The sequence below is a fragment of the Propionicimonas sp. genome (genome assembly GCF_047606205.1).
In the GTDB taxonomy this organism is placed as follows: Bacteria; Actinomycetota; Actinomycetes; order Propionibacteriales; family Propionibacteriaceae; genus Propionicimonas.
Genome location: NZ_JASGES010000008.1, coordinates 1 through 15,772 on the forward strand (window position 1 = coordinate 1; position 15,772 = coordinate 15,772).

Annotated in this window: 14 protein-coding genes; 6 read left to right on the forward strand and 8 right to left on the reverse strand. The window is 72.3% G+C overall.

Annotated elements, in window-relative coordinates; genetic code table 11:
* The 5 genes from QM633_RS00390 to QM633_RS00410 form a co-directional block, all read left to right on the forward strand.
* The coding region (locus tag QM633_RS00390; protein ID WP_415151739.1) for a DUF5979 domain-containing protein at window positions 1-1,513 on the forward strand (1,513 nt) is incomplete at its 5' end.
* Between the two features lie 205 nt (window positions 1,514-1,718).
* Entirely contained in the window at window positions 1,719-3,107 is a 1,389-nt protein-coding gene (locus tag QM633_RS00395) for a DUF4032 domain-containing protein (RefSeq protein ID WP_415151740.1), read from the forward strand.
* A gap of 99 nt (window positions 3,108-3,206) precedes the next feature.
* Entirely contained in the window at window positions 3,207-4,625 is a 1,419-nt protein-coding gene (gene cysS, locus QM633_RS00400; protein ID WP_415151741.1) for a cysteine--tRNA ligase, read from the forward strand.
* 6 nt (window positions 4,626-4,631) lie between these two features.
* Window positions 4,632-5,612, forward strand: a complete 981-nt coding sequence (gene rlmB, locus QM633_RS00405) for a 23S rRNA (guanosine(2251)-2'-O)-methyltransferase RlmB (RefSeq protein ID WP_415151742.1) — start codon at window positions 4,632-4,634, stop codon at window positions 5,610-5,612.
* A 154-nt stretch (window positions 5,613-5,766) separates the two neighbouring features.
* Window positions 5,767-7,629 (forward strand): hypothetical protein, encoded by a 1,863-nt coding sequence (locus tag QM633_RS00410; protein WP_415151743.1) that lies wholly within the window; start codon window positions 5,767-5,769, stop codon window positions 7,627-7,629.
* Here the strand turns inward: QM633_RS00410 and QM633_RS00415 are convergent.
* The 5 genes from QM633_RS00415 to QM633_RS00435 are packed head-to-tail and all read right to left on the reverse strand — an operon-like array spanning window position 7,622 to window position 12,165.
* Window positions 7,622-8,119, reverse strand: coding sequence for a shikimate kinase (locus QM633_RS00415; protein WP_415151744.1), 498 nt, complete (start codon window positions 8,117-8,119; stop codon window positions 7,622-7,624). The two genes, QM633_RS00410 and QM633_RS00415, sit on opposite strands and share 8 nt — an antisense overlap.
* A complete protein-coding gene (locus tag QM633_RS00420; RefSeq protein ID WP_415151745.1) occupies window positions 8,116-8,961 on the reverse strand; it encodes a shikimate dehydrogenase in 846 nt (281 codons plus the stop codon). Before QM633_RS00420 ends, QM633_RS00415 begins: the two co-directional genes overlap by 4 nt.
* Window positions 8,962-8,969: 8 nt before the next feature.
* Window positions 8,970-10,007 carry a threonine aldolase family protein gene (locus QM633_RS00425; protein ID WP_415151746.1) on the reverse strand — a complete coding sequence of 346 codons (1,038 nt, stop codon included), beginning with the start codon at window positions 10,005-10,007 and terminating at the stop codon, window positions 8,970-8,972.
* 2 nt (window positions 10,008-10,009) lie between these two features.
* Window positions 10,010-11,398 carry a class II 3-deoxy-7-phosphoheptulonate synthase gene (locus QM633_RS00430; RefSeq protein WP_415151747.1) on the reverse strand — a complete coding sequence of 463 codons (1,389 nt, stop codon included), beginning with the start codon at window positions 11,396-11,398 and terminating at the stop codon, window positions 10,010-10,012.
* Between the two features lie 5 nt (window positions 11,399-11,403).
* Window positions 11,404-12,165, reverse strand: a complete 762-nt coding sequence (locus QM633_RS00435; RefSeq protein ID WP_415151748.1) for a lysophospholipid acyltransferase family protein — start codon at window positions 12,163-12,165, stop codon at window positions 11,404-11,406.
* A 23-nt stretch (window positions 12,166-12,188) separates the two neighbouring features.
* On the opposite strand from QM633_RS00435, the gene QM633_RS00440 reads away from it, so the two are divergent.
* A complete protein-coding gene (locus tag QM633_RS00440) occupies window positions 12,189-12,932 on the forward strand; it encodes an alpha/beta hydrolase (RefSeq protein ID WP_415151749.1) in 744 nt (247 codons plus the stop codon).
* A gap of 82 nt (window positions 12,933-13,014) precedes the next feature.
* On the opposite strand, the gene QM633_RS00445 is transcribed toward QM633_RS00440, so the two are convergent.
* The 3 genes from QM633_RS00445 to QM633_RS00455 form a co-directional block, all read right to left on the reverse strand.
* Entirely contained in the window at window positions 13,015-14,130 is a 1,116-nt protein-coding gene (locus QM633_RS00445) for a hypothetical protein (protein WP_415151750.1), read from the reverse strand.
* Entirely contained in the window at window positions 14,100-15,155 is a 1,056-nt protein-coding gene (locus tag QM633_RS00450; protein WP_415151751.1) for an NlpC/P60 family protein, read from the reverse strand. The genes QM633_RS00445 and QM633_RS00450 overlap by 31 nt, the downstream gene beginning before the upstream one ends.
* A 243-nt stretch (window positions 15,156-15,398) precedes the next feature.
* Window positions 15,399-15,611 (reverse strand): hypothetical protein, encoded by a 213-nt coding sequence (locus tag QM633_RS00455; RefSeq protein WP_415151752.1) that lies wholly within the window; start codon window positions 15,609-15,611, stop codon window positions 15,399-15,401.
* Window positions 15,612-15,772 lie beyond the last annotated feature (161 nt).

Here is a 15,772-nt window from a genome sequence, read left to right on the forward strand (position 1 = left end):
CCCGTCCGGGATCGGCTCGGGCGGCGTCACCGTGACCGGCGACAGCCAGCACCCGACGACCGTGGGAGTGGTGGACAACTTCATCACCGCCACGCTGGTGGTGACCAAGCGCGTCCTCGGCGACGGGGCGGGCGCCCATGCGAGGTTCCCGTTCACGTTCGCGGTGACCTGCACCCTCGCCGAGGACGGGGTGGACACGCCGCACGACGTGTTCGACACCACGTTCTCGCTCAGCGTCGCCGACGGCTTGGTCAGCGATCCGCTGGGACCGGTCCCGGTCGGCGCCGACTGCACGGTGACCGAGACCGGGACCGGCGGGGCCACCATCGCCGCCGACCCGGCCGAGGTGACCATCGCCGAGGGCGGCAGCGCGGTGACCATGTCCAACACCTTCGATGTCGGCTCGGTGGTCGTGACGAAGGCGATCACGGTCGACGGCGAGGCGAGCGACGCCGAACCCTATGCGAGCGGCAGCTACACCGTGACCCTGTCCTGCACCGCACTGGTGGACGGCGTGGCCGAGCCGGTCACGATCCCGGGCGGTGCGATCCGCACGATCACCGGGGCGGGCAGCGTCGAGTACACGGGGCTCCCGCTCGGTGCGAGCTGCGCGGCGGCGGAGACCGGCAGCAGCCTGGCGATCCCGTCCGACCAGGTCAGCGTGGGTGACGAGGTCATCGTGGGCGCCAACCCGTCGGGGATCACGGTCACGAACGATTTCCGCACCGGCTCGCTGGTGCTGAACTGGGCGGTGACCGGCGTCGGCCGGCAGTTCGCCGGCCCGGCCACGTTCTCGGTCGACTGCACGCTCGAGGGTGCCGCCGGGTGGACGTTCCACCAGACGGTGACGCTCGACCCGAACGGCGTCGGCGCCCGGACCCTCGCCGCGGCCACGGACGCCGTGGCGACAGCGGCCTTCTCCCCGATCCCGGTCGGCGCGCACTGTGAGGTCACCCAGACCGACGCCGCGGGCGCCGACCACCTCTCCAGCGTCGTCGTGGCCACCGGGACGGTGGAGCTGCAGGCGGACGTGGTCAACGAGTACTCCGCGGGGACCCTGACGATCACCAAGCAGGTGAAGGGGGCCGACGCGGCCGCCCACACCCACACCCGGTTCCTGTTCACGGTGACGTGCGTGGCCTCGGGCGGGACGACGTCCTACTCGGGCGTGGTGAGCATCGTTGGCGCGGGCTCGACGACCATCGCCGGCGACGACGGCCAGCCGTTGCTGTTCCCGGCCGGCACGAGCTGCTGGGCCACCGAGTCCGGCACCGGGGGCGCGGACGAGCATTCCGTCGACCACGACAGCGCCTCGAGTGCGTTGTCGGTGTTCCCGGGCCGGCCGGACACCGTGCAGGAGCTGGTGATCACCGCCGTGAACACCTTCGCCGATCCGGGCCACGCCGGCAGCGGCAACCTGGCCTACACCGGCTTCGCCGGCGGGGGGCTGGCCGTCCTCGGCCTCGCCTTCCTCGCCGCCGGAGCCTGGCTGGTGCGCCGCCGCCGCGCCTGACCCGCCCGCTGAACGGGAAAGGAACCGTCCCCTTTCCCGTTCAGGGGACGGTTCCTTTCCCGTTCAGGGGACGGTTCCTTTCCCGTTCGCAGGACCGTCCCCTTTCCCGTTCAGCGTCGCATCCGCGCTCGGGCCGGTCCGGACGGGGTCGCGCGGGCACGGCCGCAGAACGCGCGCACCCCGCCCGGACGCCGGGATGGAACCCATGGTGTACAAAAGACGCGTGCCCCGGTTCCTCTCCTCGCGCCCGGACTCCCGGCTGATCCCGCTGCCGTGGGAGCTTCCACTGGCGCAGTGGCCGACCGAGCACCTCGTCGCGCTCCCCCGCGGCATCTCGCGCCACGTCGTCCGCTTCATCAAGGTGGGCAGCTCGGTGTACGCCGCCAAGGAGGTCATCGAGGAACTGGCCATTCACGAGTACCGGATGCTGACCGACCTGCATCGCACCGACACGCCCGCGGTCGAACCGCTGGCCGTCGTCACCGGCCGCGTCGGTGGGGACGGGGACCCGCTGGACCCCGTCCTGATCACGCGGCACCTGGAGTTCTCGCTGCCCTACCGCTCGCTGTTCGCCCAGGGCGTCCGGCCGGACACGGTGGGCCGGCTGCTGGACGCGATGGTCGTCCTGCTGGCACGCCTGCACCTGGTCGGCTTCCTGTGGGGAGACGTGTCGCTGTCGAACATCCTGTTCCGAAGGGACGCCGGCGAGTTCGCGGCCTACCTCGTCGACGCCGAGACGGCCGAGATGCACGAGACCCTCACCACCGGGCAGCGTGAGCACGACCTGACGATTGCCACCACCAACCTGTACGGCGAGTTCTGCGACCTCGAGGCGGGCCAGATGCTGGACGCCTCCCTCGACCCGGCGAAGCTGGTCGAGTCGATCCTCACCCGCTACCGCGAGTTGTGGGCGGAGCTGACCGGCGTGGAGGAGTTCTCCGACCAGGAGGTGTTCCGGATCGAGAACCGGGTGCGGCGCCTGAACGCGCTCGGGTTCGACGTGGCGGAGCTGTCGATCGAGACCTCGCCCGACGGGTCGCGGATCAAGATCCAGCCCAAGGTCGTGGACGCCGGCCACCACACCCGCCGCCTGCTCCGCCTGACCGGGCTGGATGTGGAGGAGCACCAGGCCCGCCGCCTGCTGAACGACCTCGACACGTTCCGGGCCAGGACGAACCAGGGTCACGTGGACGAGGCGGTGGTCGCCCACCAGTGGCTGACCGAATGCTTCCAGCCCGTCGTGACGGCCGTGCCGCCCGAACTGCGCGGCAAGCGGGAGAGCGCCCAGCTCTACCACGAGGTGCTCGACTACCGCTGGTACGCGTCGCAGCGGCAGAACCGCGAGGTGCCGCTGGTGGAGGCGGCCCACGGCTACGTGAACGACATCCTGCGCCGCCTGCCGGACGAGGCCATGAACGACACCCGTCCGATCGGGGAGGAGCGGCAGTTCGCCAACCCGTACGACCCGTCGCAGGGCTTTGTGGACGACGAGGGGCCGATGCCGATCGACCCGTGGGAGACCGCCGCGGAGGAGGAGCCGGAGGTTCCCGCCGGTTTCCTCGACATCGACGCCCTCCGCGCCCGCCACCGCTGACGCCCCGCCTCGAACGCGTCCCGGCAACCCCGCCGACGAGGCGATCGGGACACCCTGGCGCCGTCGGGTGGACCCGGCCGCTCTGGATAGACTGCCCGGGTGACTTTCCGCCTGTACGACAGCGCGCGCCGCGCCGTGGTCGAGTTCCAGCCGCTGCAGCCCGGCAAGGTCTCGATCTACTGCTGCGGGCCGACCGTGCAGTCGTCCCCGCACCTGGGCCACATCCGCAAGGAGGTCAACTTCGACGTCCTGCGCCGCTGGCTGGAGGCCTCCGGGAACGAGGTGACGATGATCACCAACATCACCGACATCGACGACAAGATCCTGATCAAGTCGGCGGAGGCCGGGAGCCCGTGGTGGGCCCACGCGTACCTGTTCGAGGGCGTGTTCCACCGCGCGTACCGGGCGCTCGGGATCCGGCCGTCGACCTACGAGCCGCGCGCGACCGGGCACGTCCCGGAGATGGTGGCCCTGATCGCGGAGCTGATCGAGCGTGGTCATGCCTACGCCGCGGACGACGGCTCGGGGGACGTCTACTTCAGCGTCCTGTCCTGGCCGGCCTACGGCCAGCTCTCCGGCATGAAGGTGGACGAGATGGAGCCCGCCGAGGACGCCGATCCGCGCGGCAAGCGCGACCCCCGCGACTTCGCGTTGTGGAAGGGCCACAAGCCGGGCGACCCCGAGACCGCGGCCTGGGCCACCCCGTGGGGACGCGGCCGCCCGGGGTGGCACCTGGAGTGCTCGGCGATGGCCGGCAAGTACCTCGGCGACGCGTTCGACATCCACGGCGGCGGGCTGGACCTGCGGTTCCCCCACCACGAGAACGAGCTCGCCCAGTCCCGCGCGGCCGGCCGGCCTTTCGCCTCCTACTGGATGCACAACGCGTGGGTCACCATGGCCGGGGAGAAGATGAGCAAGTCGCTGGGCAACACCGCGGACGTGTTCGCCGCGGTCGAGGCCTACGGCGGACGCGCGGTCCGGCTGTACCTCGCCGGACCGCACTACCGCTCGGCGATCGAGCTGTCGGACGCCTCGCTCGGCGAGGCGGCCGCGCAACTGGCCCGGATCGACTCGTTCCTGGACCGGGCGGGGACGATGTCCGTGGGCTGGACGGCGTGGTCGCCCGGTGAGGTGCTCCCGGCCGCCTTCGCCGCAGCGATGGACGACGACCTCGGCACTCCCGGGGCGCTGGCCGTCCTGTTCGGCGCGATCAAGGAGGGCAACGTCGCGCTCGACGCGGGCGACACCGGCAAGGCGCTGGCGGCCTACGCGTCCGTCCGCGCGATGCTCGGCGTCCTCGGGCTCGACCCGGCGGCTCCGGAATGGTCCGACCAGACGGCGAGCGACGACCTGAAGCCGGTGGTGGACGGGCTCGTCGCCGCCCTGCTCGAGCAGCGCCAGCAGGCCAGGGCCCGCAAGGACTGGCCGGCGGCGGACGCGATTCGCGACCAGCTGGCCACGATCGGCCTGAAGGTCGAGGACACCCCGACCGGCCCGCGCTGGTCTCTGGAGAAGTGAGGGCAGATGCCGGGTAACAGCCAGCGCAAGGGCGCCGTCCGCAAGAAGGGGAAGACCACTCCGGCGGGCTCGGGTGGACGCGTCCGCCGCGGTCTCGAGGGCAAGGGCCCCACGCCGAAGGCCGAGGATCGGCCCTACCACAAGGCCTATCGCAAGCGCCGTCCCGACGAGCCGGGCCGGACGACGGGAGGCAAGCCGAAGGGCTCCCGTTCCGGCGGCTCGTCGTCCCGCTCCCGCACGGCGACGGCGGGTTCGGACTGGGTGATCGGACGCAACCCCGTCCTCGAGGCGCTGCAGGCGGGCCTTCCGGTGCGACGCGCCTATGTGGCCGACGGCGTCGAGCGGGACGACCGGCTCCGCGACATCCTCACCTTCGCCGCCGAGCACGGCATCCCGCTGCTGCAGGCCACGCGTCCCGAACTCGACCGGCTGACCGGCGGCGGCGTCCACCAGGGCGTGGCGCTGCAGCTGCCGCCGTTCGAGTACGCGGACGCCGACGACGTGCTCGCCGACGCGCTCGACTCCGACACCCCGGGCCTGGTCGTGGCCTGCGACTCGATCACCGACCCGCGCAACCTCGGCGCGATCATCCGCAGCGCGGCCGCGTTCGGCGCGCACGGCGTGGTGATCCCCGAGCGACGGTCGGCGCAGATGACAGCGGCGGCCTGGAAGACGTCGGCGGGCGCGGCGGCCCGCGTCCCGGTGGCCCAGGTGACGAACCTCAACCGCGCGCTGCGGGCCTATGCGGACGCCGGCTTCACCGTGGTCGGTCTGGCCGGTGGCTCCGAGACAGACGTCGCGGGCTTCCCCGGCATCGACGGCCCGGTGCTGCTGGTGGTCGGCTCCGAGGGCGAGGGCCTGGCCCGGCTGGTGCGCGAGAACTGCGACGTGCTGGTGAACATCCCGATCACCTCCGCCGTCGAGTCGCTCAATGCCTCGGTCGCCGCTGCGATCGCCCTCTACGAGATCAGCCGCTCCCGCGCCTGACCTGCCTGCGCGCACCCGGCGGACGGCCCGGCGTGCGGGGCGGCGGCCCGGCGTGCACGAATCCGTCCGATTTCCTGCGTGTCGTATCTGGAACCGGGCGACACGGTTCACAGTGGTCAGGCGACGTGTCGCACCACACGAAGGGAAACCACTCATGACCCACCCGTCCGGAGGAATCACCTCCTCCTCGTCCCGGTTGCTGGCCGGTCTCGCTGCCGGCGCCCTGGCGATCGGCCTCAGCGTCATCGGGGCGCCGGCCGCGCACGCCGCGACGAGCTACTTCTGCGCCGACAACACCGTCCCCTACGCACCCGTCTCAGAGGTCGAGGCGTTCAGCGCGGGGACGGCCGTCACCGGGCTCTCCGTGACGAGCGGCACCACCCCGACCGGGTTCACCGGGACCTACACCGGCTACATCGCCGACGGCCTGGGCAAGGGCAGGGACCTGCTGCTGTTCACCCTGAGCAGCCCCGTCATCGACGGCACCGCGGGCCTGAAACCTGCCGGCATCTGGGCGGGCATGTCGGGCTCCCCGGTCTACACCACCGACGGGCGCCTGATCGGCGCGGTCTCCTACTCCCTGAACGCCGACAACCTGCCGGTGGCGGGCGTGACGCCGGCCGAGTACATGAAGACCATCGGCACCACGGCACTCGGCACCGCGTCGGCGAGGATCCGGGCGACGGCCTCGAATCTGCGCACCACATCGGCCGCAGCCAGCTCCGCCCTCCGCGGCGGCAGCTTCGCCCCGGCGAAGACGGTCAAGGTCGCCGGGCCGGCAGGCTCGCACCAGAACGCGTTCACCAACCGGACGCTGGCGCGCACGCCGAGCTCGGCCAAGGCGGCGGCCACCCTGCGCAGCGGGACGTTCCTGCCCGCCGCGGCCGCCTCCGCCAGCCTGACCGAGCCGCTGGTCGCCGGCGGCACCATCGCCGTCACCTACACCGGCGGCGACCTGATCGCCGGCGCCATCGGCACCGTGACGGCCGTCTGTGGCGACACGGTGTGGGCATTCGGCCACCCGATGGACTTCGTCGGGAAGACCAACCTGTTCATGGCGAACGCGTCCACGGCGCTGGTCGTCCCCGACTCCACCGGCAGCTACGGGTCGTACAAGCAGGTCTCCGCCATCGGCAACCCGGTCGGCACGATCACCCAGGACCGCTACTTCGGTGTCCGCGGGACGCTGGGCCACACGACCTCGGTTCCGGTCACGGTGAGGGTGCAGAACGCTTCGGGCGCGCAGGTGGACAGCTACGTGATGGACGTCGCCGATCCCGAGGTGACGGCTTCCGCCGTCGCGGCCCTCGTCGGCCAGGCCGCCTACGAGAAGCTGGACCAGTACGCCTCCGGGACCGCCCAGGTGAGCTGGACGATCGCCTTCACCCGTGAGGGCGGCGCGAAGGGCAGCCTGACCAACTCGGTCTTCGCCGAGGACTCCTCCTTCTTCCCCGATGCCGCGGCCACCGGACCTGCCGACGACGTGTGGGCGATCGGGAACAACGACGTCGAGGACGTCACGATCACCGGCGTCACCGTGACCCTGAAGCTGCTCAGCGCGGACGCGCTGTCCTACCGCGCCTCCGGCATCCAGGTGCAGGGCAGCACGGGCACCTGGAGCTACCTCAGCGGGGCGAAGCTGAAGGCGGCGAGCACCTACCAGCTGCGCCCGGTGTACACGGTCTCGAGGAACGACAAGCCGAAGGGCAAGGCCTACGGCGACCCGCTCACCGTGAAGCTGTCGAAGAAGGCGAAGACCGGGGGGTCGTTCACGCTCCGCGCCGCGAACGCCCTCGACGTGGCCTGTGACGACGACGAGTGCGACGACTGGTCGGACGACCCGGGCTACGAGAGCTTCGACGACCTGCTGGCCGGCCTCGACGCGCTCCCCGTCGGCAACGAGGTCGCCGGCACGCTGCGCTACAAGCTCAAGTCCGGCTCGTCGGTCACGGGATTCGACCTGACCGCACCCGGATACGTCACGGGCAGCAAGAAGGCGACGTTCACCATCAAGTGAGCTGGCCGCGCCCGAGCGCGGACAGAACGGCGGCGACGACCTCGTCGGGAGCGAGGCCGTCGGCGCCGACCACGTGGTGGGCGGCGTCCCGGTAGGCCTGCTGCCTGCCCTCGTAGAGTGCGGGCAGGTCGTGGTTGCGCAGCATCGGGCGGGTGGCGTCGCCCCCGACCCGGGCCAGGGCCTCGGCCAGGGGGACGTCGAGCAGGACGACCCGGTGGGCGGCGACCGCGTTGCGAACCTGCTCACTGCCCAGCGCGCCGCCGCCCAGCGCGAGCACCAGGTCGTCGGCCGCCAGCAGCCCGGTGATCGTCTCGGCCTCGATCCGGCGGAAGCCCTGCTCCCCCTCCGCGTCGAAGATCTCGGCGACGGTGCGTCCCTGCGCGGCCTCGACCGCTTCGTCCGCGTCGACGAACGGGACGCCCAGTTCGGCAGCGAGTAGGCGGCCCACGGTCGTCTTGCCCGCGCCCATGAAGCCGACCAGGACGATCACGCGGCCCCCCGCGGCCCAGGGTCGCCCGGCGGATCCCCCGCCGGAAGGCGGGACGCGCCGGCGAGCGCCTCGCGCCCTGCGGCGAACATCGCCTCCAGCGGCGCCTCGCTGCCGGTGAACAGCGTGAACTGGCGGGCGGCCTGGTGGACGAGCAGGTCGAGGCCGCCCACGACGGCCATGCCCGCGGACTGTGCCGACCGGGCCAGCGGGGTCGGCCAGTCGGCGTAGACCACGTCGAACACGAGGCCCAGTCGCGGGGAGGGCAGTTCGACGTCGCCGAGCGCCCCCGCCGGTAGGGTCGACACCACGACCGGCTCCTCGCCGGCCGGCCACTCGGCCAGCGGACGCGGTGTGACCTCGACGCCGGGCGGCGCCCACGCCTCCAGCGCCGACGCCTTGCCCTCGTCGCGGGCGTACACGTCGACGGCGGTCACGCCGAGGTCGGTGAGCGCGAGCAGGGCCGAGCGGGCGGTCGCACCCGCGCCGAGCACCGCGACACGTCGCCACGACGTGTCCCAGGCCGGGCGCAGCGCGTCGGCCATACCGGCGACGTCGGTGTTGTCGGCCAGCCAGCCGCCGTCCTCGCGACGCACCAGCGTGTTGCCCGCGCGGGCCCGCCGGGCGAGTGGCGTCGCATCGTCGGCCACCTCCAGGCAGGCCTCCTTCAGCGGCATGGTCAGGCTCAGCCCGCGCCAGTCCCCGTCCAGGCCGGCCAGGAAGGCCGGCAGTTCGGCGGCGCGCACCTCGTGGCGCCCGTAGCGCCAGTCGGTCAGCCCGAGGGCGGCGTAGCCGGCGTTGTGCAGCAGCGGGGACAGCGAGTGCGCGATCGGCGATCCCAGCACCGCGGCCCTCATCCCGCCGGCACCCCGGCCAGGACCGCGCCGAGGACCTGCCCCGCCGTCGCGGCGTCAGCGAGCGATACCTCCTGATGGGTCACCGCCCGCACCATGTGGGCGCCGAGCGCCGAGACGAGGACGCCCGCGTCGGCGGCCCTGCGGGCCACCTCGGCGGCCGCCAGGTCGCCGGTGTCGAGCACGACGATGTTGGTCGCCACGCCGGACAGCTCGACTGCTCCGGGCGCGGACGCAGCCACCCCGGCGGCGAAGGCCGCCGCCGCCACGTGGTCGTCGCCCAGCCGGGGCAGGTGGTGGTCGAGGGCGTAGTCGGCGGCCGCGGCGAGCACGCCGGCCTGGCGCCAGCCGCCGCCCAGCCGCTTGCGCTGGACCCGGGCGCGGGCGATGTTCGCGGCGCTGGAGACCAGCATCGAGCCGACCGGGGCGCCCAGACCCTTCGAGAAGCACACGTTCACGGTGTCGAACAGCCGTCCGACGTCGGCCAGCGGGACGCCGGTCGCGGCGTGGGCGTTCCACAGCCGGGCCCCGTCCAGGTGCAGGCCGACGCCGGCGTCCCTGCACAGCGCGGAGACCCCGACGAGGTGGTCCCAGGGCTGGACGGTGCCGCCGCCGAAGTTGTGGGTGTTCTCCAGCGCCACCGCGGCCGTGGAGACCAGGTACGGGCCGGCGTCGGGGGTGATGGTGCGGGCGATCGTGGCCACATCGCTCACCCCGTCGGCGGAGTCCCAGGTGCGCATCGTGATGCCGTGCAGAGCACCATGGGCACCCATCTCCGCTCGCGCGATGTGTGCCTGCCGGTCACAGACCACCTCCTGGCCGGGCTGGACGAGGCACCACACGCCGAGCAGGTTGGCCAGCGAGCCGGACGCGCAGAAGAGGCCCGCCTCGTGGCCGAGCAGCGCGGCCACCCGCTCCTCGAGCGCGTTGACGGCCGGGTCCTCGCCGTACACGTCATCGCCCACCTCGGCCGCGGCCATCGCCTCGCGCATGCCGCGGGTCGGCCGGGTGAGGGTGTCGCTGCGCAGGTCGATCATGCTCAGAAGTCCTCCGCCAGGAACTCCTGCACGGGGTTGACCCTGCGGATCCGCCCGCTGGTCAGCCGGTCGGCGATCAGGAACGCCAGCTCCAGCGACTGGTTGCGGTTCAGCCGCGGGTCGCAGGCGGTCTCGTAGCGGTTGGCAAGGTCGGCCTCGGCCAGCTCGTCGACGCCGCCCACGCACTCGGTCACGTCGTCGCCGGTCAGCTCGACGTGCACCCCGCCGGGCCAGGTGCCCAACGCCTCGTGGACGTCGAAGAAGCCGTTCAGCTCCTCCGCCACCTGGCTGAACGCCCTGGTCTTGTAGCCGGTGGCGGTCTCGAAGGTGTTGCCGTGCATGGGGTCGCACACCCAGGCGACCTTGCGGCCTGTGCTCTCCACCGCCTCGACGATCGGCGGCAGCGCGTCCCTGATCCGGTCCGCGCCCATCCGCGTGATCACGGTCAGCCGGCCCGGCTCGTGGTCGGGGTCGAGCCGGTCGACGAGCGCGCCGGCCTCGTCCCCGGTCACGGTCGGCCCCAGCTTGACGCCGATCGGATTGCGGACGTGCCGCAGCAGTTCGACGTGCGCGCCGCCGAGCTGGCGGGTGCGCTCACCGACCCAGATCAGGTGGGCGCTGGTGTTGTAGGGGGTGGCCGTACGCGAGTCGATCCGGGTCAGCGCGTGTTCGTACTCCAGCAGCAGCGCCTCGTGGCTGGAGTAGAAGTCGACGGTCCGGAAGGACTCGTTGTCGACCCCGCAGGCCACCATGAACGCCAGCGCGCGGCTGATCTCGTCGACCAGCTCCTCGTAGCGGGCCTCCACGTTCGAGTTGTGGACGAAGTCGGCGTTCCAGCCGTGCATGGCGCGCAGGTCGGCGTAGCCGCCCTTCACGAACGCCCGCAGCAGGTTCAGCGTGGCTGCCGAGTGGTTGTAGACCTCCAGCAGCCGGTCCGGGTCCGGCCGGCGGGACGCGGCGTCGAAGGCCAGCGCGTTCACCGCGTCGCCGCGGTAGGCGGGCAGCGTGACGTCGCCGCGGGTCTCGGTGTCGCGGCTGCGCGGCTTCGCGTACTGCCCTGCGATCCGGCCCACCTTCAGCACCGGCACCTGCGCGGCGTAGGTCAGCACGACGGCCATGCTCAGCAGCACCCGCAGCTTGTTGCGGATGTTCGCCGCGGTCACCGAATCGAAGGTCTCCGCGCAGTCGCCGCCCTGCAACAGGAACGAGCGTCCGGCGGCCACCTCGGCGATCTTGCCGCGGAGTTCGTCGCACTCGCCGGCGAAGACCAGGGGCGGGCGGCGACGCAGGGCGGCCTGCACGCGGGCGACCTCGGCGTCGTCGGCATAGACCGGCTGCTGGGCGGCGCCCAGACGGTGCAGTTCGGCCAGGGACGGGATCGCTTCCAACACGGCGGTCAGGATAGCCCGCCGGCGGCAACGGCGGGCGGCTGCGTGCCGTAGCCGGGACGGGGCAGGATGCGGGCGTCGGCCTCCGCCGCGGACAGCGATCCACTCTTCACCGACGTGCCGTACGCGTCCACGTAGGTCTGGCCAGACAGGTCCTGGATCGCCGCCATGATCTCGTCGGTGACCCATCGCAGCACACGGTGGTCGTCGAACCTCCCCGCGTAGGCGGAGAAGTCGAGCGGCGCCCCGATCACGATCCGCGGCCGGCGGATCCACGGGATGCCGATCCGCGTCCGCACGGCCGGAGTGTCGAACATCGCCACCGGCACCACCGGCACGCCTGCGGCGAGCGCCATCCGCGCCCCTCCGGTGTGGCCCTTGTAGAGGCGGCCGTCGGGAGAGCGGGTGCCCTCGGGATAGATGCCGACCAGGCCGCCCTGATCGAGCACCTCGAGCACGGGGCCGAGCCCGGCGAGGCTGACCCGGCCGCCGGAGCGGTCCAGCGGCACCTGGCCGATCGCCTTCAGGAACCACGCCACGATCTTGGCGCCGAGGCCGCCCCTGCCGGCGAACAGCTCCGCCTTGGCGGGGAAGGTCAGGGTACGTTCCATCATTGCCGGCAGGACGAAGGTGTCGCCCGCGGCCAGGTGGTTGCTCGCGAGCAGCGCCCCTCCGCTGGCGGGGATGTTCTCCTCACCCTCGATCCGGGCCCGGAAACCGAACCGGACGACGGGTCGGAACAGCACGTTCTTGAAGAAGGCGTACCACACGGCGGACAGCCTACGATGACGCCATGCAGGTGAGCGATTTCGCGCAACCGTTCCACACTCTCGAGGGCAGCGTCGGCGTCCTGTTCTGCCACGGTTTCACGGGTTCGCCCTGGTCACTGCGGGAGTGGGCGACGGTCACCGCCGATGCGGGCTATCGGGTGTCGCTGCCCCGGCTGCCCGGCCACGGGACGTCCTGGGAGGAACTCAACCTCACCGGCTGGCGTGACTGGTACGCGACGGTGGAGCGGGCCTTCGCCGAGCTCAGGGCGTCCTGCGACGCGGTGTTCGTCACCGGGCTGAGCATGGGTGGCGCGCTGGCGCTACGGCTCGCCGAGAAGCATCCCGACGAGGTCGCGGGGCTGGTGCTGGTGAATCCCGCCGTTCTCGGCTATCCCAAGATGCGCGCGGTCCCTGTGGTGAGCAAGGTGAGGGCGTCGGCGAAGGCGATCGGGTCGGACATCGCCGCCGAGCACATCGACGAGTTCGCCTACGAGCGGACGCCGCTGAAGGCCGCCCACTCGATGATGCGGATGTGGGTGGACGTGCGGGCGTGCCTCGACCTGGTCAGCTGCCCGCTGCTGCTGTTCCGTTCCTCGACCGACCATGTCGTGCCCGCCGCGTCGACGGCGTTCGTGCGCAGCCACGTGTCCAGCGACGAGATCACCGAACGCGTGCTGGATCGCAGCTACCACGTGGCGACGATGGACCACGACAAGGAGCAGATCTTCACCGAGTCGCTGGAGTTCTTCGCCCGCCATTCCCGCTGAGCCACGGCCCGAGTGAGGATGCGCCCGCCCGGCTCCGCAGCCGGGATCGCCGGCCGGCACCGGGCTGAGTGATCGGTGGTGCTCAGGCCAGGTCGGCCAGCGCGGCCCGGTACCAGCGGGTGATCCGCTCGATCTCCGCAGGGGTGACGCTGTCCGCGTCGTGAATGGCTCGGCGCCAGAAGTCGTCGGCGTGCGCGCCGAGGTGCGCGCGGACCTGGTCGGCGGCCAGCTGGGCCAGCGCATAGTCGGTGAGGCTCTCCGGGTCGGCGGGCAGGGCGTCGGGGAGGCCGTGCTCGGTCAGGAAGGACACGACCAGCGCCCGGTTGCGCGCGGCCGTTGCCGAGTCCGACCGTGCGGCCACCGACTCGGCCAGGCCCTCCACGGCCCAGCCCAGCGAAGCCCCCGCGGCTACGCAGGCGGAGTCGGTGGCGACGTGCACGGCCTCGTGCACGAGGGTGCTGTCGAGCCACTCCGCGGACTGGGCGAGCACTGCGGGGTTGACGATGATCCTCGGCGTGCCGGCCGAACAGGTCGTGATCGCGGACGCGTCGTCGGCCGAGGCGCCGCTGACCGTCCCGAACCTCCCCCCAGGCGGGATCACCACGACGAGCCCACCCGACCAGTCCTCCCCCACCGTGGAGCGACGGACCACTTTCGCCGCGCGCTCGAGGCGGTCGGCCCACGTCTTCCGGGCCGACGCGTCCAGCCCGGCGGAGACCAGCGTGCCCGAGGTGGTCGTGGTGACGCTCACCCCCGCGAGGGCCCACACGGGCAGCGGGCCGGACGTGGCCTCGAGCCCGGAGACCGCGTCGGATCCCGCCGCCTGGACGTAACGGACCGTCTCGCGCGCCGTCCTGCGGTCGCCGGGAAGCGCGTAGTCGGCGCGCAGGAGCCGGTCGCCGGCCCCGGCAACGGTGGCATCGCCGGCGGTCAGGACGGCGAAGAGGCTCAGCCCGACGGCCTGTGCGTCCGGGCCGAAGACAGCCAGGACGCCGGCCTGCGACGCCGACCGGACGCCGGCGTCGAGCCGGCTCGCGATCGTGGTCGTCGGGGACGGCGACGGTTCGGACCCGCGGGCGCAGGAGACGGACGTGCAGAGAACAACGGCCAGGAGGATGGCCAGCCGACGGCGCGGGGGCGGTGCTGCGCCCGGAGCAGCGACCGGGTTCAGCCGACGATCCGGCGGGCACCGGCCCACGGGGCCGGGTACGAGGCGAGGGTCTGGATGACCAGGTCGGAGCGGGTGTTGCGGGCGTGCACGATCTTGCCGTTGCCGATGTACATGCCGACGTGGTGAACCGGGTGGTACCAGAAGATCAGGTCGCCGGGCTGGAGCTCGCTCTTCGACACGGCGCGGCCGAGGTGCGACTGGGCCAGCGACGAGTGCGGCAGGCCGACCCCCGCGGCGCGGTAGGAGGCGAGCATGAGCCCGGAGCAGTCGAAGCTGTTCGGCCCGGAGGCGCCCCACACGTACTGGCTGCCCTTGACCTTGGACACCGCGTACTTGACCGCCGCGAGCGCCTTCGCGTTCGCCGTGGTGCCGTCGAGATCGTTCAGGCTCCAGCCGGTGCTGCCACCGTCGGCCCGGTTGAGCTCCTCCTGCTGCTGGTTGGTGAGGGTCAGGACGAGCGCCTGCGCCTGGTCGACCTTGTCCTGGACCTCCTGCTTGAGGTCGGCGAGCTTCTTCTCCTGGTCGGCCAGCGCGGCGGTCTCGGCCGCCGCCGTCCGCTGCATGTCGGCGAGGTTGGCCTGCTCGGACTGGTGCTCTGCCAGCGTCGCGCTCATGTCCTGGTCGACCTTGTCGGCGGTGGACAACCGGTCCAGCATCGTGTCGGGGTCACCGCTGGTGAAGATCTGGACGGTGGTGTCGACCTCGCGGTTGCGGAATTGCATCAGCGCGATCGCACGCACCTGGTCCGCCAGGGCGTCGACCTTGGCCTGCTGGGTCTTGATGTCGGCCTGGAGGACCTTGAGCCGGTCCTTGCTGTCGGACAGGGCCTGCGCGGCCTGGTCGTAGTCCTCCCCGACCTCGCTGGCCTGCTCCTCGAGCGACTGCACCTGGCTCTTCGCGTCGGCGAGCTTCGCGGCCGTGCTGGAAGTGGGCGAGGGGGACGGCGACGGAGAGGGAGTGGCTTCGGCCGAGGTCACCGACCCTCCGCCGAAGAGCACCAGGGTTGCCGCCACGACGGCGATCGCGTTGCGCGCACCCTGCTGAGCCCCCATGCCCCGAATCCCTCCCGCTGAAACAAAACTGAGAAAATCCTAAGGGGGAGACTTCAGGATGGCAACTCCGTCCGGATCCCGGAGCCCCGCGGGCCCGGTTCCGGGTGCGGTGGTCCTCCGGGAGCGTTCCCCCGACCGGCCGCCCACTGTAGGTGGGCGGCCCAATGCCGGGATCCCACCACCCGGGCCCACGGCCCTGAGCGGCTGCCGTCGCGGAAGGGGACGGGGACGTCGCGCCCCCGCTCAGCCGGTCCCGGAGATGCCGCCGGGGCCCGCCGTGATCAGGCGCAGCGGGGGCAGCAGGCCGGAGTCGGCCATGGCGCGCAGCGCCGCCTGCTCCTGGTCGTCCAGCACCAGCGCGTTGGGCATCGGCCCCAGCAGTACCGACACCACGCAGTCCGCGCAGGCCGGGCCACGCGCCCGGCAGGTGCCGCAATCGACATGCAGTACGTCCATGCCGACAAGCTTCGTGGTCGCCTCTGACACTCTCCCCTCCGGCCCCTGCCGCACCTACGCTGAACGAGTGCGCGGCAGGGTGATCGCCACCGCGGTGGCACTCGCGGTCCTGGCCGGCTGCTCGCCGGCCGGCCCGCGGCCGGGCGTGCCCGCCTGGCAGC